Source organism: Kiloniella sp. (genome assembly GCF_048270245.1).
Classification (GTDB): domain Bacteria; phylum Pseudomonadota; class Alphaproteobacteria; order Kiloniellales; family Kiloniellaceae; genus Kiloniella.
In genome coordinates, this window is the sequence record NZ_JBLWTH010000010.1 from 110,653 (window position 1) to 129,877 (window position 19,225).

Consider the following 19,225-nt stretch of genomic DNA (forward strand, 5'->3'; position numbering starts at 1 on the left):
ATGGTTTAAGACCTGAAACACCAACAAACAGTCTGATGGCATCGTCAGGTCCGGGCCGAGGCTAATGCCGTAAGGCTCGTTGTACTGCGGGACGGTCTTCCATGCGTTGGAAATGCGCATTGACGCGCGGAAAAGCGGTGATATCAACACCGTCACCTTCCAGCCAACGCGCGATGGTATAGAGATAGGCGTCACAAATGCTGTACTGGTCACCCAGCACCCATGGCTGGCCGAGATATGTTTCTTCAATCATCGTAAAGAGAGCAGACATGTTTTCAGGTACTTTAGCGCGCATGTCATCCTGTGAACTTTGGTTATTTGCCCAGCGTGCGCCGCGAAATCTGTGCGCATGGGCAACGTGAACCGTTGAACAGAGAAAGCTGTTGAACGACTGCATCTGGGCGAGGGCAAAATAATCGGACAGCGGGGCCAGATTTGCTTCTGGATACTGTTGCGCCAGATAAAAAAGGATCGCAGGTGTTTCAGTTATGACACCGCTGTTGCCTTTAGAGTTTACAGTTATATTTTCTTTTTCAGATATAAGATTTGGTTCTTTTTCAACAATGAGAGCTGGCACACGTCCTTTGGGGTTAAGCCGCAGGTAATCCACTTTATGCTGTTCGCCATCCGCAAAGGATATTGTTTTGATTTCGAACTCTGCATCTGTTTCTTCCAGTGCGATGCAAGAGGCCAAAGAACAAGCACCCGGTGCGTGAAATAGTGTCAACATAGGAACTCTCCATTTTGTTACTCTAACTTGCCAGAGTAACTTTCTTTAAGCTGCTCTTTTGCCTGATCGCAATGTAAGGGCAGTGACTTGGTTAACAGCATGCAGCCGCCCGGTTTTGAGCCGGGTTAAGCACCTTCTAACAAGGGAAAATCCGTGATCAAAACAGTGATCATCCGTCGCTGTGGCATTGGTCATTCGCGGTGGGCCAAGGAAACAGAGTCCAAGCTTTACCCCAAAAAAAGCAGAGCGCCGGAAGGTTTATGTGTTTTAGGTTCTGTCCGGGTATCCGTATCTGGTACGATCTTTTCAAGACCCCTTGGGGTCTTGTTAAGTCTCAGTGCTCGATATCTGATGTTGGATATCCGGTCGTTTTCTGTGTGAGCTACAAAAAATGATTCTGTGGTCACACAGTTACTTTATGTGAAATGTGGAAATATAAAACCACCCCTGTGAAACGAGGTCAAGAAAGAAAATTAGCCTGTATGATTGTAATGGTTTAATGCTCTACATCCTGTTGTTGGTGTTGAGTTGCGCGAAGAATCAAAAATAAATATTTTATCTAAAATTTAACGTAAAAAATGTTGTTAGCTTGCATAAAATATCTATAGGCTGCGTGGAACTGATGACGGGGGTAATCAGGGTGGGTTATTGGGAAATGAAAACCCGGTAGCTTATTAACTCAGTACCAGAGTAACCCGGACGTAGGTGAGGTTCAGTGAAAATAAGAAATGCCAGAAATCGCCAGTTTTATGATTATTGGCAGGGGTTAAAGAAATCGGATGGCTTTGATATGCCGAACCGAAGTTCCTTTCGTCCCGAGGATATTCCTTCACTTTTACCCAATATTATTGTTTACGAACTGATTTCCCGGGATGATATCAAAATCCGTTTACAGGGTACTGCGATCAACGAACGTTTCGGGCATGATATGACCGGGGGGAATTACCTGGATTATGTCGAAGATGATCGCAAGCGGATTGCATCGGATGCTTTCTGGTTAATGGCTCAGCAACCGTGTGGTATCTGTGCCGTTTTGGAGCATGCGTTATCTAGCGGACGCAATGTTACAGTTGAATCAATTGGCTTTCCGCTGCGGAATGATATCCCCAACCTTGATGGTCGTGAAGCAAACCCCATTATTATTTATCAAAGTAACGAAATTGATGATCTGAACCCATTGGAATTTCAGTCTGATGAACGTTTGAAACTAATTCTGGTTGTCGAGCGGCAAATCATTGATATCGGCAAAGGGGCACCTGTATTTATCGATTAGCCCTTAATTTTATTGAAGAGCCTTATGTTTTCGGGAACGACAGCCCAGTTCCTTCTCATTTTCTTAATATAGTCAGCTGTATTCGTTAAATAATTCTGCTGTTTGACCCAATTTTATGTTACTCAGATTGGGGAAGACTGTAATTGTGTGCGCAGTAAAGCGAGGGGGCGAAAGTGGATATTGTTCAATGGCTTGATTATGCCGGGGTCGCGGTGTTTGCCGCAACGGGCGCTTTGGCAGCATCACGTAAACAGTTGGATCTTATCGCGTTTTTATTTCTCGCTGCCGTAACGGGCATTGGGGGTGGTACCTTTCGCGATGCAATTTTAGGGCAAACACCCGTTTTCTGGGTACGGGAACATACATATCTTTTGATTTGTGCAGGCACAGGCGCGTTGGTCTTTTTCACAGCACACAGATTTGAATCTCGGTACAAGGTTTTGTTGTGGTTGGATGCTATTGGTATGGCGGTCTTTTCAGTAAAGGGCGCTGAGATCGGGTTTCTGGCAACCGGGTCGTCTTCTGTTGCTATTGTGACCGGTATTTTGACCGCAACTTTTGGCGGAGTTTTACGTGATATTATTTCTGGCGAACAATCTGTTTTGATGCGGCGGGAAATCTATGTGACTGCCGCGTTATTTGGGGCCGTTGCCTGGGTACTGTCTCATCATGCTGGGCTTGAGAACGTTGTTGGATCGATCCTTGGTTTCCTTGTTGCTTTTGTCATTCGTGGCGGCGCGCTCTATTACGGGTGGAACCTGCCAACTTATAAAAGCAAGCCGGGCCGCACGATGGAAGAAATTGAAAAGCTCTGATCCCGGTCAAATTCTCGTGGGGGTCAAATTCTCGCGGGTGTCATCTTCTCGGGGCCACAAGCTCTCTCAGGAGGCCACAAGCTTTGGAGTTAGCCAACAATATCCCGCAAAATATATCCAACGCCGTAAGAAACAATAGCGGCGAGGCCGCCTATTAAAAGCGTTTCACTGCCGGATCGCCACCACGGGGCCAGTGACCAGCGACTTTTGATCATGCCAGTGGTAAAGAATGCCAAGGCAGTCATTCCACAGGCCAGAGCGAAGGCGTTTGGCAGGGAAAGGATAAAGGGGAGTAAGGGAATAGACCCTGCGATAAAGAAAGCCCCAAAGGTGGATAACGCAGATCTTAACGGGTTTCGCGAGGTTGGGGAGATGCCGTATTCTTCAGTGATCATTGTGTTGATCCAAAGTTCTTCATTGGATGTTATCGCGTCGGTGGCTTCCTCTAATGTCGTTCCGCTTAATCCCTTTGCGGATAGAATTTGACGAATTTCTTCGCGTTCTCCATCGGGGACTTGGCGAATGTGTTTACGTTCTATTTCGCGCAGGCGTTCGGTATCATCCAATTCAGATTTGGTTGCGCTGTAGTTACTTGCGGCCATGGAAAAACCATCCGCCAGTAAATTGGCAACGCCAAGTATAAGAATGACCCGGACGGAAAGCTGTGCGCCGATCACCCCGGACACAACAGCAAAGGTGGTTACGGCACCATCAATGCTGCCATAAACCCAATCCTGTAGGTAACTTGCCTTGTGCCCTTTAGCAAAGCGTTCACGTATGGCTTCTGATGAATGTTCGTGCTCTAGTGTCATAATGCTTCCAGTCCGGTGTGGTCAGGGTGAAATTTATTTCAGCTGATTGCCGTGCTCATTATTTTAAAGACTCATCATAATCTACTATTTCATAACTTTCCTTGATTCAGGGCATTATTTATCGAATCGTTTATTGTCTTGTTTGACAATAAACTAAGGTAGCTTTATATATTGTCAAAATTGATAATTTACAGTGATGAAGTCAAATGCCAAGACCTAGTATGAAGTTGGAAAGAAGAGAAGAAATTTTAAAAGCCTATGAGACGTGCATTGCGCTTTATGGGGTTGAGGGAGCGACACAGAAACGTATCGCCGAAGAAGCGGAAATTGCCCGGCCACTTTTACGTCATCATGTGGGTAATAATGATGAGCTCTTAATTGAGGTGGTTAAACGCTATACGGATAGGTGCCGTACAAGCATGCAAGAATTCGCGGCCTATCCCTTTGCCAATCAAGACGAATTGTTGGCCGTTTTATTTTTAGATAATTCAGATTTAACAACTGCGACGGACACAATGATCGCGACGAACCTTATTGTCGTTGCGCAGACACACGCGCCAATAAAAGAGCTTATGAAATCGTGGTTTGATGATGTCCATCATAGCTTTGAGTTGGTTTTATCCAAGCTTTATCTCAATGTAACGAATGGCCTTGTTACGACTGTAGCGACCGGATTAATCGGAATCTATTTTAACCTAGATGCTTTATTTCCCATCAAAAAGAACGATGAAAATTTTCAGAAGAGTTCCTATGGGGCCGCAAAACTATTGCTTGGTGCTTTAGAAAACGAAAGGGAGCTTTGATATGGATTTCTGGACTCACTTATTTGATGAATGGACGCTGTATGAATGGCAAAATCTGGTTGATGATTGGGTGTTTGTTTTTGCTATGGCCTTTTTTCTTTTTGAAATTGTCAGACTGTTAATCAAAAAGAAGATGACCTGGGCGACTGTTGGGGATTGCTTTACGAATTTCGCGACTTTGTTTGCCCATATCGGTTTGATTACAATGTTTGCGGGTATTTATCTGGGCGCTTTTTATCTGATCTATCCGGATTACAGCCTTATGCTTATGCCAAGTAATTATTGGACGATTGCATTGTGTATCGTTCTGGCTGATTTAGCCTATTATTCTGAACACAGGGTCGCACATCGTATGGGGCTTGGCTGGGCAACGCACACGGTTCACCATAGCTCGCCCTTTTTTAATATTTCGGTGGCCTATCGGCATGGGCCTTTGGATGCAATTTTTGGCTTGCCGTTTTATATCCCGCTTGTGTTGATTGGTTTTGATCCCTTTTTGGTTTTGTTATCGGCGTCATGTGTACAGCTTTATCAGACACTGTTGCATACGGATACGATTGGAAAGTTGCCTAAATTTTATGAAGCGGTGATGAATACACCTTCGCACCATCGGGTACACCACGGCTCTAATCCGCAGTATATTGATAAAAATTATGCGGGCATCTTCATTCTTTGGGATAAAATGTTTGGCACCTTTGCGGAAGAAGAGGAAGAGGTTATTTACGGGGTGTTACCCCCTATTAATTCGGTAAACCCGTTGGTGGTTTTCTTTCATGGGTTTACAGGGCTTGCGCGTAAGATGTGGTCGGCGAAAGGTCTAGGAAACAAATTGGCTTATTTGATACAGCCCCCGGGGTGGCGGCCAAAAAATGATCCATAAATCATGAGAATTTCCCTCTGTGTACGACTTTTACACAGAGGGAAATTGCTTATCATGATTTTTAAAATATCGCTTTTGTTCTATTTTATTTTCCATTCAAAACCATGTTTTTGATCTTCTTTGCTTTTTCAAAATGATCCAACTTGTGCGTTTCGATCCACCACGTTGCAGCTTCCATCAACAGGTCTGGATCATCGTTTTTATTAGCAAAGAAAGCATAGAAAGACAGTCCAACAGTCTCACCCTTTTTTTCTATTTTTTGGTCACATATCTCAATAATTTTTTGTCGTAAAGATTGTCGCATCGGGGTGGTTTCGCCTTTTCGTTTTAATGCCGTCTGACAAGTGGTTGGAGAGAATGCAAGGAAGTTGATTCCATATTTGGGGAGCCCTGGAAAGTTTAAAAACGATACATGTACTATGGTCAAATTATTTAACTTCGCATTTTTAGTGTATTGAATTTAATCGTTTTCATTCATAGGACGTAATGGAAACAAAACATATGGTTAACACTTTATTAACCATATGTTTTGTGCTTCTATAATTATCGTTTTGTTCTACTATATAAGAACGATGCTTACAGACCGTGATAGAAAGGCAATCAAAATGGTACAAGGGCGTGATTAAATTCAGGCACCCTAATAACCGGGCCTTTTATGAATATTGGTGCAAACTGCCTAAAACAGGGATTTTACCTGACAAAAATAGCTTTATGCCGGAAGATATTCCAAGCTTGCTGTCAACGATGGTGGTTTACGAGCTGGTTTCCAATGACTTTATTCGCATAAGGCTTATTGGCTCTACGGTTGAAGAGCGCTTTGGTGGCCATCGTACGGGGAGCAATTATCTGGATTTTGTGGAAGAGCAGCGAAAAGACGCTGCATCGGCAGCCTTTTGGTCGCAGGCGAAACATAACTGTGGGATGTATGCGGTGCTCGCGCAGGAACTGGTATCGGGGCGTATTGCTCATATAGAAGTGGTTGGTGTGCCCGTTTCTAATGATGAAGGTGAGCATCCTGTTCTTTTCTTTCAGAGTAATGAGATTGCTTACAATAGTGACGGACAACAAGAAAAAGAGCCGCAGGAATTTGATGACAAAGGTGATGGCTTGTTGAAGTACATTTGGGTTGTAGAACGGTCTTACTTTGATCTGGGATTGGGAGTTCCATTTTTGCGTGACTGATTCGGAATGACGACGAAGAGTTTGTAATTTATTATTCTTTTACAATGACTTTGTGTTGAATTTTTTTTGGTAATTTAGTGTATGAAATTATCCACTTTAAGTAATTTTATGTCGCGAGTTAATCGCGTTTATGGTTTATTTTGCCGTATCCTGAAAATGAGAAAGATAATCCTTGATTAAGGTCAAGTCTCACAGGCATGATTTATGTTCGCGGCTTTTTGCGCTGATGTCTGTTGTTATCTTTTCTTTCTTTTTAAATACTTAAGCCAGAAAACAACGCTCGGTTCTGAAGGCTGTCTTTGCTTGTGTTAAAAATAAAAAGGCTGTGCTCTTCATGGATTTTAAACATCCGAAATCTGCAGAGTTCTATCGGTATTGGCTCGATTTGCCACGCGATGGGTTTGCACCATCCCGTGATAGCTTTCGACCTGAACAAATACCGTCTTTGCTTCCAAACTTTATGATCTACGAGATGATTTCGGACGATTATATTAAAATTCGCCTTTTGGGGTCGAACCTGAGTGAAAAGTTCGGCGGCAGCTGTGAAGGGAGTAACTATCTGGAACTTGTGGGGCCGGAGCACAAGATACAAGCTTCTCAGGCATTGTGGGCAGTGGTTAATCAGCCCTGTGGTATTTTTGGTATTGTCGAACAGGTTATGAAAAGTGGCCTAAGCGTCTATATGGAAACAGTTGGGCTTCCTTTGCTCAATATTGATGGCGGAAACCCATTGATTCTTTTTCAGAAAAATGAACTGGATTACGAAAAGAAGTTGCCGGACGAAAACTTGAAAAAACATGATTATCTCAAGATCTTCAAGCGACAGTTTATCGACATCGGGGCTGGGTTAGATAATGTCCAGCATTTGATCTATCCATCCTTGGCAGACGCTTGATTAAAAAAATATCTGAGTGTTTAATCTGTTTGTGATCAAATTCTCTTGTTCCTGTTTTGTGGCTAAGTTTCGAGCTCAAAAACTGGTGGGCGAGAGAATTGAACGCGTGATTTCTGTTAAATGGCGCAGGTCAGACCCGCAACATCCACCAAAAATATTCAGCCATGGCATTCTTGAATAGATTTCTTTGTATTGTTGCCCCAGTTCGGTTGGGTTTCCGGCATCAAGGGTGCGACAATTATCCAGCTCTGCATGGCTCATCCGTGATGCATTACAGCGGATGCCTTTTATTCTTGTGGCCCAGTTCATTTTCTTGAGATTGCTATTCGATAGATCTCGTGATGATAAACTTGGGGGGAAGTGATCTGGGTGTGCACAGTTGATCATAAAATATATCGCCTGATTGCTTGTTTCCCTGTCAACCTGATCGATAGCATCGGCAAGGGATTGCCCTGTGGGCAATAACCCGTTGGTTTCGACCGTAAAAGAAACTGCGATCGGAAGCTTTGCTTTCTGTGCAGCACGTATCGCGCCGACGGCTTCTTCGGGCTGGGTAAAGGTCATGGCTGTGATCATATCTACGGGTGTTTCGGCCAGCCAACTGATCTGTTGCGCGTGATAATCTTCAGCCTCTTTTACTGTAATTTGATAATCCGGTGCATAGGCATCTCCGCGTGGTCCCAGCGAAGCGTTAAGGACAATCTCTTGTTGACCGTTATCCCAAACATCCCGGAGCTGCGCGATATAGTCGATAGATGCCTGATTTGCGGTCTTTATCTCATCAAGGGTCTGTTCTAAATCGTCAGCCCAATGCGGGTGGGCCTTCCATGTCTGACCATCCAGAATAAAGCCTGTGTTGGCTTTATGAGCAAGCGCCAGAAAACCGTTGTAATAATCCGTAAGCGCAGCGCGACCTTGTTCATCTGGCAACAGGGTATGGGCGGCAAAGGCTTTGATCGGGATGCCTTTGTTAAAGATTAAGTCTGTTTCCTGTCCCGCATCGGTCAGGAAAAGCCCGCCTTTGAGTTGCGGCAGATTGTGTCTGTAACGAGCTGTTTTCTTCTTACTTAAACTTGCTGACATCATCGCCCCTTCGATACCAGAACTTATTTAGGGGGGTGGTTAAAGGAGTGCCCGGCCCTTGCGGTCTGGTTCGCTGTGTACGCCAACTAACTGTATGCGGGCACAAAATTTTCATCAAGCAAACATTAAGGCAAATGATGTTTCAAGTTAAAGTCTGAGGGGCCGTGGATTGTACTGGTACGATAGCGGCGATATTAAAGCGTTGCCTGACCAAAATATATCAGACTGGATCCAAATCCGAAAAAGATGATCGCGATTAATTTGTTGATCAATTCTACTACGGATTGCTGTCGGATTAATCTGGCAAATTTAACGGCGGCAAAGGCAAAGCTGCTAAGTGTTAGGAATGACAGTCCCATAAAAGTAATCGTCATGACCAAAAGCTGTGGAGTTGTCGCTGCTTTAGTGTTTAGAAATAAGGGAAACAGCGCCAATAAAAAGATAATCATCTTGGGGTTTGTCAAGCCGACAAGCAGGGATTGACGAAAAAGATAAGGGGCAGATCTCTGGAATTGACGGGGCGAGGCAACAGAACGGGCAATACTATTGGTGTCGGCTCCTGTATTGCCTTTATCATCTGCTACGTCAATGTCATCTACGGATAGATGGTCAAGAGAGATCATGCCCCTTTGCCAGTTCTGCCGGGCGAGCCAGAGTAGGTAGCTACCGCCCATAATTTGCAGCACTGAAAGTATTTTGGGTTCTGCTGTAATAATTGTTCCAAGGCCAAAAGTAACGGCAAGGCCGACACAGCCTATAGCGACGACATTTCCCAGGGTTGAATATATCGTTTTTCCCATCCCCAATGATAGGCCGTTTCTGATCGCAAGAACAATGGCTGGCCCGGGGGCAAGAATATTTGCGCTTGCGGCAAAAACAAAGGCGATCCAGATTTCAAAGGTCATTAAAGGTCCTGACAGAATTTCTTTGTTGGCTTGTGCCAATCATTTGACGAAATGGGAACACGAGGAAGTTAAGCGCAAACATTAAATCAAAAAAAATAGTTTGTTTTTATGTATAAATAAAAAATAATGATGCCAACTATTGGTCATATGGAAGAATTAGAATGGATCTGTCTGCATTACGTACATTTAAGTTGGTTATGGATTTGGGCAGTGTGACGGCTGCGGCAGAAAGTTTGAATACCGTACAGCCCAATGTAACGGCACGTATTCGCAAGCTTGAAAACGAGCTTGGTGTTTCGCTTTTTCTGCGGGCGCATCGGCGTCTGGTGCCAACACACGAGGCCGAAAAGCTGTTGGAATATGCCAATGCCATGCTGACGCTGGAACGTGCGGCCAAGGGGGCGGTTAATCCCGGTGATGTCGGTCATATTCGCATGGGCTTTGTCGATACGCAGGCGTCCCATTTATTGCCGCGCTTTATTACGGAATACCGACGCTTTCATCCTGATGCAGAGATTTCTGTGGATACCGGGGTCTCGGGCTTTCTTAATAAGGCCGTAGATGAATGCCGTCTGGATGCGGCGGTCGTGGTTGATCGCCGGAAACGCAGTACAGATCAGGATAACCTGACAACGCATATGCTTTTTACCGAACCGTTGGTTTATATTGCACCTAAAGGGTTGAGCAAGCTGGAACAGGCGCTGGAATTACCGATTATGGTTTTAATCCAAGAAGGCTGTGGTTATCGCAATTTTGCGATTGATTGGTATCAAGCACAAAACCTGACGGCGCCCAAGATGATGGAAATTTCGACACTGGATGGTATTCTTGCCTGTATCAAGGCCGGGCTATGCGCTTCCGTTTTGCCACGATCTATTGTCGAAAGTTTCGAGCTGGAAAACAGAGCCGCGGTTTTTGCGTTAGAAGGTGCTAATGCAGAGATCAACATTGCACTGGTTCATCGTCCAGAGTTTAAGGGGGATCACCGGATTAACTTGTTGCTTGATATGTTCCGTAAACAGGATAAGCGGTAGAATAAACAGGTGTGAATTAAGTTGATCTTATCTATTTTTGTGATTGCAAGGCATGAAAGTGCTTATTCACGTGGTTCTTATCAAATCTACTGATCTTGTTTGTTGTTTCGTAAATTAAAGCAAAATCAATTTCTTAAGATTCACAGTTGTCTTTTTGGATTATCGGTAATGTCGGTATGTTACTGTCGGCGATCCAATTGGTCTTTAAAATAGACCGTGTGAATTTAGGGTTACTCTGTTAGTTTTTATTGTAAAGTTTTTACCCTATTCAGGTTATTTCCAATGCCGACTAAAAGCTCTTCTAAATCCTTTCGTGATCGATCTCAGGTCTCGAAAGTCCTCACCAGCAAACGATTAATTCTGCGCCCCTTTTCATCCGAAGATGGTGGCCTATTGTTTCAGCTTTACGGTAATGATGATGTCATGGCGATCCGTAAAATTGGCACGCAAAGCCGACAGGGAAGCGACGAGCAGTTGGCAATTATGACGGATCATTGGCAACGCCGAGGTTTTGGTCTTTGGGCTGTTTTTGATCGCGAGAGTGGGGCATTTATGGGCGAATGTGGCTTGCGAGAAGAAAATAAGGTCGATGACAAGGTTGAACTGTCCTATGGCTTGTTACCGCAGTTTTGGGGCGGTGGTCTGGCGACAGAGGCAGCAACGGCGGTTCTGGATTTTGGCATCAAGACGCTGGGTATGAAGCAAATCTATGCCTTTGCACAAAAGAAAAATGCAGCGTCTTTGCATATCCTTTCAAAATTTGGCTTTCAGCACGAATGTGATTTTGATGAGGACGGTGACATTATCACACGCACTGTTTTGACGATGCGCTAAATATAAGAGGGGCTTTAAGGGGGATGCTGTTTTGTTTGGAAAATAAAAAGCCCCCGGCCTGCTTGTGTGTGTCGTTGACCGGGGGCTTTTATCCTGGGGTGTCGTTCATGTTCAGATAAGCGGTGCTACTCAAAACACGATCCCCGGGAATTCTATATATCTTGTTTGAAGTAAACGGTCTGAAAATCAGGAACGCCGTTTATCATTCAATTCCTAGACTTCTTATTGTTCAATTCTTAAACTTCGCCGGCGTATTCGCCACGGCCGGGGTAATCGTTGGCAATAACGAAATCCAGTGCGCCGATCATTTCTTTAAAGACCGGGCGGACAAATGGCATTGTCTGGACAGAAGCGTAATAAAGCGTCTGTTCTGGCGTGACGAGGAAGACGCCGGGCTCAGAGAACAGAGCTGGCTCTTCGATGCCGATAGATGTTTTTCCGCGAGAGGTAGAGATATAAAGACCCCACTCTTTGGCAACAGATAGTGGCAGGTCATAAGCAAAACGCAGGTTCTTGGCGTCGATTTTCGCAGCCATTTCTTCTGTACGCTCTTTTCCGTCTGAGCTGATGGCAATGGTCTTTACGCCACGTTCGGCAAATTCCGGGGACAAACGTTCTAGCTCTTTGAGGTAGTTAGCACAGATCGGACAGTGGAGACCGCGATAAAAGGTCACCAGTGTATAACGCTCTGCACCATCACTGCTGAGGTCGAACGTACCGTCATTGAGTGTAGGCAAAGAGAGGTTTGGGGTTTTCTGACGTGGCATCAGCATTACAAGGGGTACCTTTCAGGTAATCAATTGGCTTGTTAAAGCAATTGTTTGTTACGTAAATTATTGGGCTGCTTGTCGCCCTCAATTATCAATATAGTGAACTTAGAGTTTCTTTTTGTGCAAATAAGTTGATCTATCGTACATAATTAGACTAATGTGCTAACTTGGGGTTTAGTGTAACAAGGACCAGTTTTGGAAAAGCCATTTAAAAAAGCCGACCGTTTATCGGCCCTTATTCAGCGGTTTCACATTCGCGCGCGTGTGCAGACGTTTGGATGTGATTTGGCTTTTGATCAACCGTCATGCGAGGAAGATGATCAATCGCGGGATAGTAACCGGACTGACTTTGCTTCTAAGAGGGCGGATGTCCAGACAGGGGAAGAGAACATCTTCCAATTGTCTGGCGATATAAACGGCGTGAACTCGAAACAGAAGAAAACTGGTGTTTGCGATACAGGGCAAAGTGTTGGGGGCGCAAATTTCTTTGTCATTCACAGCGGGCAAATAGCATCGTCTGCATCAGATTTTAAACAGCTGGCCGCGGATGTTCCTTTGCTCGTGTTTTATCCTCGTGGTGTGCCTGGGGATTTTAAAATCAAGCCTCGGTCCACTGTTGATCCCAGCCGAGATGATTCCAGCCGAGATGATCCTAGGGGGCATGATTCCGGTGGAGATGATGGCGATAGGCAATCTGTTATCACAATGCAGACAACAGGTTTTGTTTGCGCGGTCGTGGATACGGGGGGCGAGGCAAATCCCATTGCTCTGGCGTTACCTGATCTTGTCGTGGTCCGGCTGGACCAATCCCCGCCTTTGAGGGCTGTGACGGATATTTTGTTGGAAGAAGCCAGCGCCCCGCGTTGCGGGGGACGTGCTGTTATTGATCGGCTGTGTGAAATCGTCGTGATACGCCTGTTGCGTCATTTAATCGAGGCAGGCCATACAGAAGTCGGGTTATTGGCGGGATTGGCCGACCCCAATATTTCCTTGGCGATTATTGCTATGCACGAAAGGCCGGATCGTAATTTTAACCTCGAAGATCTTGCCGAAATATCGGCGATGTCCAGAACGCACTTTGCCAATTCTTTTCGTAAAATTGTGGGTGTGACACCCGGTCAGTATCTATCGAACTGGCGACTGACACTGGCCCGAGCTGAATTGGCAAAGGGAATGCCGTTAAAGGCCATTGCCGGACGGATTGGCTTTTCCAGTTCAGCAGCTTTATCCCGCGCTTTTACCCGTCACTATGGCGTTAGCCCTAAACAGGAAATGTTACGGGGTTAGGCGGTATCTCTTTGTTCCGCATATACCGCTTCGATGTTGTGCCCATCAGGGTCCAGAATAAAAGCAGCGTAATAGCCGTCTTCATATTCGGGGCGTGGGCCGGGCTTTCCATTACAACGCGCGCCATTTTCAAGCGCGATACGATAAAAATCATCAACGCTTTTGGTTGTATTGGCATTAAAGGATATATGAACCGCGTGGGATAGGGGGGCATCTTCGTCAACTTGGCGTATTTCAAACATGTCGTGGACACTGGTGCCATAGCCGATAACCACATCGGGGATATCCAAAACTTGATCATACCCAAGTGCTGACATAACGCGATCGTAAAAGTCTTTGCTGGATTTAAGGTCTTTTATTTTTATCTGTACGTGATTGAAAATCATTTTGGGGTATCTATTCTGGTCTTTGTAATGGCAAGGGGTATGGTGTTGGTTTATTTAGGCTCTTTTGAGAAAGAACAACAGGCATCAGCCAGTTTTTGAAAGAAGTTTGCCATGTGGATACCATCAGCAAGGGCATGATGCGCGGTTAGGTTTACGGCGACCTCCCAACCTTCTTGAGCCTGATGTGTTATCTGGGGCACAAACTTTCCCCACGCAAGGCGGGGAATACAATCGTCGGGGCCTTTTAGGGGGTGTTGCATGTCTGTGAAATCCAACCAGGGAATACAGGACATGAAAATCCAGAAGTCGGTATCAATGGTTTTTTCGTCCAATTCTGTCTGTGCTTTTCCCTCTGTAATGGCAATTTCACAGTTGTTGTTAAAGGCCTGCCATTCTGGGGCATAGGGAATTTCGCAAAAGGCAAAGCGATCATTTTCGATGGGCACAGTGACCGACGGGTGAACGATATTATGTTCAATAACAGATTGTTGTCCATCTTTGTCGCGTAAACGAGTTCGCAATTCTGGGACATCATTAAATGCTTGCATGATGCAAAAGAGCATGGCGTTAAAAGGTGAGGTCCCCTCACTCTGTTTTGCCCTCATTATTTCCGAGACATCAATACGAGTTGTTATGCTGAAATGGGGCGAACCAAAGTCTTTGAACATGGCGTACTGGCTTTGTCGGGACCATGTTGGCAGGTCAATTACACGTTCAGTCTGTTCTGAAAATTTTGTCTTATAATTCATAATGCGAAGCCCTTGATTGAGAGGGGCGGAAGTTGGGAAGTCAAAATATGTGAATGGATGAAAAAAGAATATCAAGATCAGAGACTGGCGCAATAAACATCTTGGGACATTAAGATAATTTACGACATTATTTGGGAAAGGAATGTGATTTGAAATATTTGAGTTGTCGGGGAATGTTTAAGGTGGACATCCAAAAGATGGAAAGTCCGTCCATAGGGACAAAGGGCATCAAAGCAAGCAGATACGCAAAAGGAGAGCACCGATTGGTACTCTCCTTTGTCAATTCCAGCTTTTACCCGTTTCGCTTTAATTACACTTCTCTCAAGACAGGTAACGACCTGTCAGAAGAGAGAGCACGAGGGGAAAAGGCTAATTTCTTAAGCGTGTTTCACTTTGTGGTAGCTCATGCGGCCCAGAAAATTCTTTGTGGATTTGAATACTGTGGCGAAGGCATGAACAGCTGCACTACCGATAGCTTCGGAACGCAGACGGTGCGCTTCACGAATGTGGTGTTCGATGTCAGCAGAAGTAAAATCAAAATCTTTGGCAGTTACGATTGGTTTCATCGACTTAATCCTCTTGGTGATACTCATAAACGAGTGGTTTCCCTTGATGACTAATATGCGCCTTTTTCGCCAAATGATAATACGCTAAAAAATATAATGATTATCTCTTATTTTTTGATAATAAAATGATGAAAAATATCGGAGGTAAAGTATTTTTTAAAACCAGCGTTTCATTTCTTCTTCTTTTTGTGCGCCAACTTCTCTATCTTCGTTTTCGGTAAAGTCCTGAAATATGAGGAACACCATTTCCGGTTCATCAGTTTGTGAGTGAAGGGGGAAGATTAACCTGACGTACCCAAAGCTTCGGCCATCTTTTCGGTTATAGCTCGCTGTCCCGAAAATTGGCTGTCCCTGATCCAGTGTTTCGGTAAGTTTATTGGTAGCAGCCACTCTGCTTTCTGGAGTCAAGAAAGTATCATAGTTTTTTCCGGTTGGGCTACTGATTGGGCTACGGGGGATCCCCATGAACTCTTCGGTGACAACACCGATCAGGCGCACGCGCGGGTTTTTACTCTCACGGTTAACTTCAACCAGCATTTCATAACCCAACGCAAATTTAATATCAGCGGGGTTGATATCTTGCCGAGAAGGAAGCCGCCCCAGTTTCTCACACAGACCGGAATACCAGTGCCAGCTTTTAAGTAATCTGGGGTATTGTTCTAATTCTGACAGATCCGAATTAGCAGAAATGAACATGTGGCCTCTTCACCATATAGTTTCACAAGCTGTAATTAGAATATGTTATAAAGTCTAAAGATAATATGATCAAATTGCTTGCTACCGAATTTTATCTGTCTGATTTATTGAAATTTCACAACGAAAAAAATGAGCACAGATGAATATGGATCATGGGTAAAGGTAGCAAGCAACTTGGTTTTTCCTTATTTTATCGAAACTTGATTATACCTTGGCAATCTCACGTACGATCCCCACAAAGGTATCAATTTCCTGATGATCATTGTAATAATGGACCGAAGATCGGATCAGGACGGGCAGCTTGTTTTTGGTGGCATCCAAAAGGGTACTTGTCGGGGATGAGGTACTGACATTAACTCCTTGCTTTAAGATCGTTTGAACCGCATCCGCGGACTCTACGCCTGCGATGGAAAAGGTAACAATACCGCATTGGGTCGGGCAAAGGGTGTGAAGTTTGACCCCATCAATTGCCCGCAAGTTATCGCGTAGATAGTTTGCCAGTTCGTTTATTCGGGCCTGAATATTATCCAGTCCGATTTCAAGGGCGTAGTCAATACAGGCCCCCATGCCGAGTTTGGCCGCATAGTTGTTTTCCCAGTTTTCGAAACGGCGTGCATCGGACCTTAGAACATATTCGTTTTCGCTAACCCATGTGGCAGAGAGCAAATCAATCATGGGCGGATGTAATTGTTCAATGACAGAGGACCGTACATAAACAAAGCCGACGCCCCGGGGGCCACGTAGAAATTTGCGGGCCGTTGCTGATAATACATCACACTGTATCTTTTCAACATCCAATGGCATTTGTCCCGCTGATTGGCAGGCATCAACGACATAGAGGATATTATGTTTTCGGGCGATCTTGCCGATTTCTTCGACCGGGTTTACCAAGCCAGAGTTGGTGGGGACATGGGTGACAGAAATTACCCTGACACGGTCATCAATCATGCTCTCTAGGGTGGAGAGGGAAACAACCCCGTTTTCGTCACTGGGGATGACTTCGATGGTGACATTTTTTTCTTTGGCGATTTGTAAATAGGCCACGTAGTTAGAGGCATATTCGGCTTCGACGGTTAAAATGCGGTCGCCATCTTGAAAAGGAATGGCATAAAACGCCATGGCCCAGCCGACAGTTGCGTTTTCAACAACAGCAACTTCGTCTCTGTGACAATTTATCAAGCGAGCGACGGAATCATAAACGGCTTCGATGGCATCATGTTTTTTATTTGCGGCTTCATAGCCACCAATGGCTGCTTCTAGTTCAAGATGGTCAATCTGACTTTGAAGAACACTTTTGGGCATTAGGGATGATCCACAGTTATTCAAGTGGATACAGCTTTTTTTTCCCGGTGTGTCAGCAAAAACCTTTTCAATATTCATGGCCATTTTGTCACTCTTTCATTGTGGTGTTTTCTGGGTACTGTAGTTGCCCTAAAAAACAAAATACGCAATCCGTTTTTTTTCTCAAACGATTTAAAATCAATATGGCTTTACAAAAAATCAAGTCATGTGTTTAATTCAACCTGTACACAGTGGTAAGAGACCCCAGAGAGTTAATCCCGCAGAACATTGATCCCCCAGAACATTAATCATAGGGAACTGTAAATACGATGAAATTGCCCCCCATGACTGCCATACGGCACTTTAACGTCGCCGCTGCTCATATGAGCTTCAAAGAAGCCGCACGGGAATTGTGTGTGACAGAAGGGGCTATTAGCCGACAAATCAAACTTCTTGAAGAATACTTTGGCTGCGCGTTATTTTTGCGTTTGCATCGGGGGGTACAGTTAAGTGACGAAGGTCGAAAGCTTTATGACGTTACCGATCAGGCTTTATTTCAAATCGCTCAGGTTTCAGCGGAAATACAAGGCGGGGTGTCAAACTTTACCCTTTCTGTCACAACGTCCTTTGCCATCCGCTGGCTAATGCCCCGGTTGTCTGGATTTGAGGCGCTGTACCCTAATATACCGATTAATCTGCAAACCGTTACCTACCCCGGCATGGCGCAAAGCCGACGGTTTGATGCATCGATTATTTATCAGTTGGGGGATCCGGCAGATCCAGCAGTTTCGGCCCCTGAAAATGGGGCGCTGATGATGGTCGAATGGTTGTTGCCTGTCTGTGGACCAGCATATCTGGACCATCATTTAGCAGGGAAAAAGGGGGAGAAGAGCGCTCTGTCGCTTCAAGACCTGAAGAACCATCGCGTGATTTTTAACGAACCGACCGGACGGGATTGGCGCAGTTGGGCGATGAAATCTGGCGACATAGAACTGTCGCTGGATCGCGCCTTGAAATTTGAACATGATGATACGGCTATTCAGGCTGCTGTTGCCGGACATGGTATTGCCTTGGCTAATCTGGCTTATGTTTCAAACGAATTACAATTGGGCAGTCTGGTTCCGGCTGTGGATATTAAGGCCTTGCCTATAGGGGCGCATTACCTTGTTACAGAGACGGGAAAAGCCGGACTGATGCATGTCGAAACATTTCGGGATTGGCTGATGGTAACCGTAGAGGATTTTAAGATCGAGATTTCAGGGTTATTGCGTTCAAGCTGATCGTTAATTGTTTTTGCTAGGTTGCACAGATTTTTAGAAACATTGCGAGCAAGAGGATTACGAGGGGAATGGTAGGGCGCTGGCAAGGCGATGTCTGGGGAATAATTGAGATTTGTCTCGAGGAAATGTTCTAACTTTACCCCTCCCTAGCACTATTTGTACTGCACAATTTCACAATTATCCATTAACCGTCCGACCAGTCCTTGAAAGAATAACCCGTGACCGACGATGGCAAGGGGACGGGTTGCAAAGGGGGCTGTTTTGGTGGTTTCCAAGCGGGTGACAAAGTCTTCTATCCGCTTGTTGAAAATATCTTCAGGCTCATGGGGAACGCCATTCTCGTTTTCTGGGCCCTTGTGCCACCAATGATCGTTAAGATGATCGAAGCTGAGATTGGGGAAATCACGAGACAATATGTCGGGATGGCGGCCGACATCACAGCTGTTACAGACCATTTCTCTGTGTCCGGCCTCGACCGTTATGGGAACTGTGTCCTTGAAAATACGCTGGGCTGTTTGTACAGCACGGGTGAGCGGCGAGCAAATAACATGCTGAATATCAAGGTCGGCAATCTTTTCGCGGGCACGATCAGCTTGTGATTGCCCCAGAGGTGTCAAAGGGGCATCGTAAATCAACGGGTCGATACCATCGCGTGCAACAGCGTTAAATTCAGATTGTCCGTGACGAATGAGATAAACAGGCATTGGTTACTCTTTACTTACTGTCCCCCCCCCCCCGCCACTAAACAAGCCGGCAGAGGAACAGAGGAACAGAGGAAAATATATCGTAAATGGTGGCTAAGGTCAGTTTACTGAAAAAATAGGAAAGATGAAGCCGGAAACACACAAAGAAACGTTATATTATGACGGCCTTTAGTGTCTGTGATCTGGCATGTGAGGCGTACTGAGAGAATCGTGGCGTATGATGTTACTTACCTTATTGAATTTCAGGCTTTTTTTACATA

General features: G+C 45.0%; 23 protein-coding genes. 11 read left to right on the forward strand and 12 right to left on the reverse strand.

Features of this window, described 5'->3' with window-relative positions; all coding sequences use genetic code 11:
• Positions 1-61 precede the first annotated feature (61 nt).
• A complete protein-coding gene (locus ACN0W5_RS17925; RefSeq protein WP_417455453.1) occupies positions 62-730 on the reverse strand; it encodes a glutathione S-transferase family protein in 669 nt (222 codons plus the stop codon).
• 153 nt (positions 731-883) lie between these two features.
• Between ACN0W5_RS17925 and ACN0W5_RS17930 the strand changes: the two genes are divergently transcribed.
• From ACN0W5_RS17930 to ACN0W5_RS17940, 3 genes are all read left to right on the forward strand, one after another.
• Positions 884-1,111 (forward strand): hypothetical protein, encoded by a 228-nt coding sequence (locus tag ACN0W5_RS17930; protein WP_417455454.1) that lies wholly within the window; start codon positions 884-886, stop codon positions 1,109-1,111.
• Between the two features lie 334 nt (positions 1,112-1,445).
• Positions 1,446-2,003, forward strand: a complete 558-nt coding sequence (locus ACN0W5_RS17935; RefSeq protein ID WP_417455455.1) for a PAS domain-containing protein — start codon at positions 1,446-1,448, stop codon at positions 2,001-2,003.
• Between the two features lie 173 nt (positions 2,004-2,176).
• Positions 2,177-2,818 carry a trimeric intracellular cation channel family protein gene (locus ACN0W5_RS17940; RefSeq protein ID WP_417455456.1) on the forward strand — a complete coding sequence of 214 codons (642 nt, stop codon included), beginning with the start codon at positions 2,177-2,179 and terminating at the stop codon, positions 2,816-2,818.
• Between the two features lie 89 nt (positions 2,819-2,907).
• On the opposite strand, the gene ACN0W5_RS17945 is transcribed toward ACN0W5_RS17940, so the two are convergent.
• Positions 2,908-3,630, reverse strand: coding sequence for a VIT1/CCC1 transporter family protein (locus ACN0W5_RS17945; RefSeq protein ID WP_417455457.1), 723 nt, complete (start codon positions 3,628-3,630; stop codon positions 2,908-2,910).
• A 221-nt stretch (positions 3,631-3,851) separates the two neighbouring features.
• On the opposite strand from ACN0W5_RS17945, the gene ACN0W5_RS17950 reads away from it, so the two are divergent.
• Positions 3,852-4,433, forward strand: coding sequence for a TetR/AcrR family transcriptional regulator (locus ACN0W5_RS17950; protein ID WP_417455458.1), 582 nt, complete (start codon positions 3,852-3,854; stop codon positions 4,431-4,433).
• 1 nt (position 4,434) lies between these two features.
• Positions 4,435-5,313, forward strand: a complete 879-nt coding sequence (locus ACN0W5_RS17955; RefSeq protein WP_417455459.1) for a sterol desaturase family protein — start codon at positions 4,435-4,437, stop codon at positions 5,311-5,313.
• Between the two features lie 85 nt (positions 5,314-5,398).
• On the opposite strand, the gene ACN0W5_RS17960 is transcribed toward ACN0W5_RS17955, so the two are convergent.
• Complete coding sequence (locus tag ACN0W5_RS17960) at positions 5,399-5,617, reverse strand: DUF6500 family protein (protein ID WP_417455460.1); 219 nt, start codon at positions 5,615-5,617, stop codon at positions 5,399-5,401.
• A gap of 314 nt (positions 5,618-5,931) precedes the next feature.
• Between ACN0W5_RS17960 and ACN0W5_RS17965 the strand changes: the two genes are divergently transcribed.
• On the forward strand, positions 5,932-6,495 hold the full coding sequence (locus tag ACN0W5_RS17965; protein ID WP_417455461.1) for a PAS domain-containing protein: 564 nt from the start codon (positions 5,932-5,934) through the stop codon (positions 6,493-6,495).
• A gap of 334 nt (positions 6,496-6,829) precedes the next feature.
• Positions 6,830-7,390, forward strand: coding sequence for a PAS domain-containing protein (locus tag ACN0W5_RS17970; protein ID WP_417455462.1), 561 nt, complete (start codon positions 6,830-6,832; stop codon positions 7,388-7,390).
• A gap of 75 nt (positions 7,391-7,465) precedes the next feature.
• Here ACN0W5_RS17970 and ACN0W5_RS17975 read toward each other — a convergent pair whose 3' ends face one another.
• Both ACN0W5_RS17975 and ACN0W5_RS17980 read right to left on the reverse strand, forming a co-directional pair.
• Positions 7,466-8,473, reverse strand: coding sequence for a homocysteine S-methyltransferase family protein (locus tag ACN0W5_RS17975; protein ID WP_417455463.1), 1,008 nt, complete (start codon positions 8,471-8,473; stop codon positions 7,466-7,468).
• A 194-nt stretch (positions 8,474-8,667) separates the two neighbouring features.
• Positions 8,668-9,378 carry a LysE family translocator gene (locus ACN0W5_RS17980; RefSeq protein ID WP_417455464.1) on the reverse strand — a complete coding sequence of 237 codons (711 nt, stop codon included), beginning with the start codon at positions 9,376-9,378 and terminating at the stop codon, positions 8,668-8,670.
• A 161-nt stretch (positions 9,379-9,539) separates the two neighbouring features.
• On the opposite strand from ACN0W5_RS17980, the gene ACN0W5_RS17985 reads away from it, so the two are divergent.
• Positions 9,540-10,412, forward strand: coding sequence for a LysR family transcriptional regulator (locus ACN0W5_RS17985; RefSeq protein WP_417455465.1), 873 nt, complete (start codon positions 9,540-9,542; stop codon positions 10,410-10,412).
• A 282-nt stretch (positions 10,413-10,694) separates the two neighbouring features.
• Positions 10,695-11,246, forward strand: coding sequence for a GNAT family N-acetyltransferase (locus ACN0W5_RS17990; protein WP_417455466.1), 552 nt, complete (start codon positions 10,695-10,697; stop codon positions 11,244-11,246).
• A gap of 236 nt (positions 11,247-11,482) precedes the next feature.
• On the opposite strand, the gene ACN0W5_RS17995 is transcribed toward ACN0W5_RS17990, so the two are convergent.
• Positions 11,483-12,019, reverse strand: coding sequence for a peroxiredoxin-like family protein (locus ACN0W5_RS17995; RefSeq protein ID WP_299378883.1), 537 nt, complete (start codon positions 12,017-12,019; stop codon positions 11,483-11,485).
• 192 nt (positions 12,020-12,211) lie between these two features.
• Between ACN0W5_RS17995 and ACN0W5_RS18000 the strand changes: the two genes are divergently transcribed.
• Positions 12,212-13,303, forward strand: coding sequence for an AraC family transcriptional regulator (locus ACN0W5_RS18000; RefSeq protein WP_417455467.1), 1,092 nt, complete (start codon positions 12,212-12,214; stop codon positions 13,301-13,303).
• On the opposite strand, the gene ACN0W5_RS18005 is transcribed toward ACN0W5_RS18000, so the two are convergent.
• The 5 genes from ACN0W5_RS18005 to ACN0W5_RS18025 form a co-directional block, all read right to left on the reverse strand.
• On the reverse strand, positions 13,300-13,689 hold the full coding sequence (locus ACN0W5_RS18005) for a VOC family protein (protein WP_417455468.1): 390 nt from the start codon (positions 13,687-13,689) through the stop codon (positions 13,300-13,302). The two genes, ACN0W5_RS18000 and ACN0W5_RS18005, sit on opposite strands and share 4 nt — an antisense overlap.
• Positions 13,690-13,739: 50 nt before the next feature.
• The gene (locus tag ACN0W5_RS18010) at positions 13,740-14,438 is read right to left on the reverse strand and encodes a CatA-like O-acetyltransferase (RefSeq protein ID WP_417455469.1); all 699 of its coding nucleotides are present in this window, start codon (positions 14,436-14,438) and stop codon (positions 13,740-13,742) included.
• A 377-nt stretch (positions 14,439-14,815) separates the two neighbouring features.
• Positions 14,816-15,004: an RSP_7527 family protein gene (locus ACN0W5_RS18015; protein WP_417455470.1), complete on the reverse strand. Its 189-nt coding sequence runs from the start codon at positions 15,002-15,004 to the stop codon at positions 14,816-14,818.
• Between the two features lie 156 nt (positions 15,005-15,160).
• Positions 15,161-15,700, reverse strand: coding sequence for a PAS domain-containing protein (locus tag ACN0W5_RS18020; protein WP_417455471.1), 540 nt, complete (start codon positions 15,698-15,700; stop codon positions 15,161-15,163).
• A 204-nt stretch (positions 15,701-15,904) separates the two neighbouring features.
• Positions 15,905-17,086 carry an aminotransferase class V-fold PLP-dependent enzyme gene (locus ACN0W5_RS18025; RefSeq protein ID WP_417455472.1) on the reverse strand — a complete coding sequence of 394 codons (1,182 nt, stop codon included), beginning with the start codon at positions 17,084-17,086 and terminating at the stop codon, positions 15,905-15,907.
• 224 nt (positions 17,087-17,310) lie between these two features.
• On the opposite strand from ACN0W5_RS18025, the gene ACN0W5_RS18030 reads away from it, so the two are divergent.
• The gene (locus ACN0W5_RS18030) at positions 17,311-18,261 is read left to right on the forward strand and encodes a LysR substrate-binding domain-containing protein (RefSeq protein WP_417455473.1); all 951 of its coding nucleotides are present in this window, start codon (positions 17,311-17,313) and stop codon (positions 18,259-18,261) included.
• Positions 18,262-18,413: 152 nt separating this feature from the next.
• Here ACN0W5_RS18030 and ACN0W5_RS18035 read toward each other — a convergent pair whose 3' ends face one another.
• Positions 18,414-18,965 (reverse strand): histidine phosphatase family protein, encoded by a 552-nt coding sequence (locus ACN0W5_RS18035; RefSeq protein WP_417455474.1) that lies wholly within the window; start codon positions 18,963-18,965, stop codon positions 18,414-18,416.
• Positions 18,966-19,225 lie beyond the last annotated feature (260 nt).

What these genes read in the sequence shown, in the direction of transcription:
- ACN0W5_RS17925 (WP_417455453.1), bottom strand. Translation starts at nt 730, where the DNA reads ATGTTGACACTATTTCACGCACCGGGTGCTTGTTCTTTGGCCTCTTGC.
- ACN0W5_RS17945 (WP_417455457.1), bottom strand. Translation starts at nt 3,630, where the DNA reads ATGACACTAGAGCACGAACATTCATCAGAAGCCATACGTGAACGCTTT.
- ACN0W5_RS17950 (WP_417455458.1), top strand. Translation starts at nt 3,852, where the DNA reads ATGAAGTTGGAAAGAAGAGAAGAAATTTTAAAAGCCTATGAGACGTGC.
- ACN0W5_RS17955 (WP_417455459.1), top strand. Translation starts at nt 4,435, where the DNA reads ATGGATTTCTGGACTCACTTATTTGATGAATGGACGCTGTATGAATGG.
- ACN0W5_RS17960 (WP_417455460.1), bottom strand. Translation starts at nt 5,617, where the DNA reads ATGCGACAATCTTTACGACAAAAAATTATTGAGATATGTGACCAAAAA.
- ACN0W5_RS17970 (WP_417455462.1), top strand. Translation starts at nt 6,830, where the DNA reads ATGGATTTTAAACATCCGAAATCTGCAGAGTTCTATCGGTATTGGCTC.
- ACN0W5_RS17975 (WP_417455463.1), bottom strand. Translation starts at nt 8,473, where the DNA reads ATGTCAGCAAGTTTAAGTAAGAAGAAAACAGCTCGTTACAGACACAAT.
- ACN0W5_RS17980 (WP_417455464.1), bottom strand. Translation starts at nt 9,378, where the DNA reads ATGACCTTTGAAATCTGGATCGCCTTTGTTTTTGCCGCAAGCGCAAAT.
- ACN0W5_RS17985 (WP_417455465.1), top strand. Translation starts at nt 9,540, where the DNA reads ATGGATCTGTCTGCATTACGTACATTTAAGTTGGTTATGGATTTGGGC.
- ACN0W5_RS17990 (WP_417455466.1), top strand. Translation starts at nt 10,695, where the DNA reads ATGCCGACTAAAAGCTCTTCTAAATCCTTTCGTGATCGATCTCAGGTC.
- ACN0W5_RS17995 (WP_299378883.1), bottom strand. Translation starts at nt 12,019, where the DNA reads ATGCTGATGCCACGTCAGAAAACCCCAAACCTCTCTTTGCCTACACTC.
- ACN0W5_RS18005 (WP_417455468.1), bottom strand. Translation starts at nt 13,689, where the DNA reads ATGATTTTCAATCACGTACAGATAAAAATAAAAGACCTTAAATCCAGC.
- ACN0W5_RS18010 (WP_417455469.1), bottom strand. Translation starts at nt 14,438, where the DNA reads ATGAATTATAAGACAAAATTTTCAGAACAGACTGAACGTGTAATTGAC.
- ACN0W5_RS18015 (WP_417455470.1), bottom strand. Translation starts at nt 15,004, where the DNA reads ATGAAACCAATCGTAACTGCCAAAGATTTTGATTTTACTTCTGCTGAC.
- ACN0W5_RS18020 (WP_417455471.1), bottom strand. Translation starts at nt 15,700, where the DNA reads ATGTTCATTTCTGCTAATTCGGATCTGTCAGAATTAGAACAATACCCC.
- ACN0W5_RS18025 (WP_417455472.1), bottom strand. Translation starts at nt 17,086, where the DNA reads ATGGCCATGAATATTGAAAAGGTTTTTGCTGACACACCGGGAAAAAAA.
- ACN0W5_RS18030 (WP_417455473.1), top strand. Translation starts at nt 17,311, where the DNA reads ATGAAATTGCCCCCCATGACTGCCATACGGCACTTTAACGTCGCCGCT.
- ACN0W5_RS18035 (WP_417455474.1), bottom strand. Translation starts at nt 18,965, where the DNA reads ATGCCTGTTTATCTCATTCGTCACGGACAATCTGAATTTAACGCTGTT.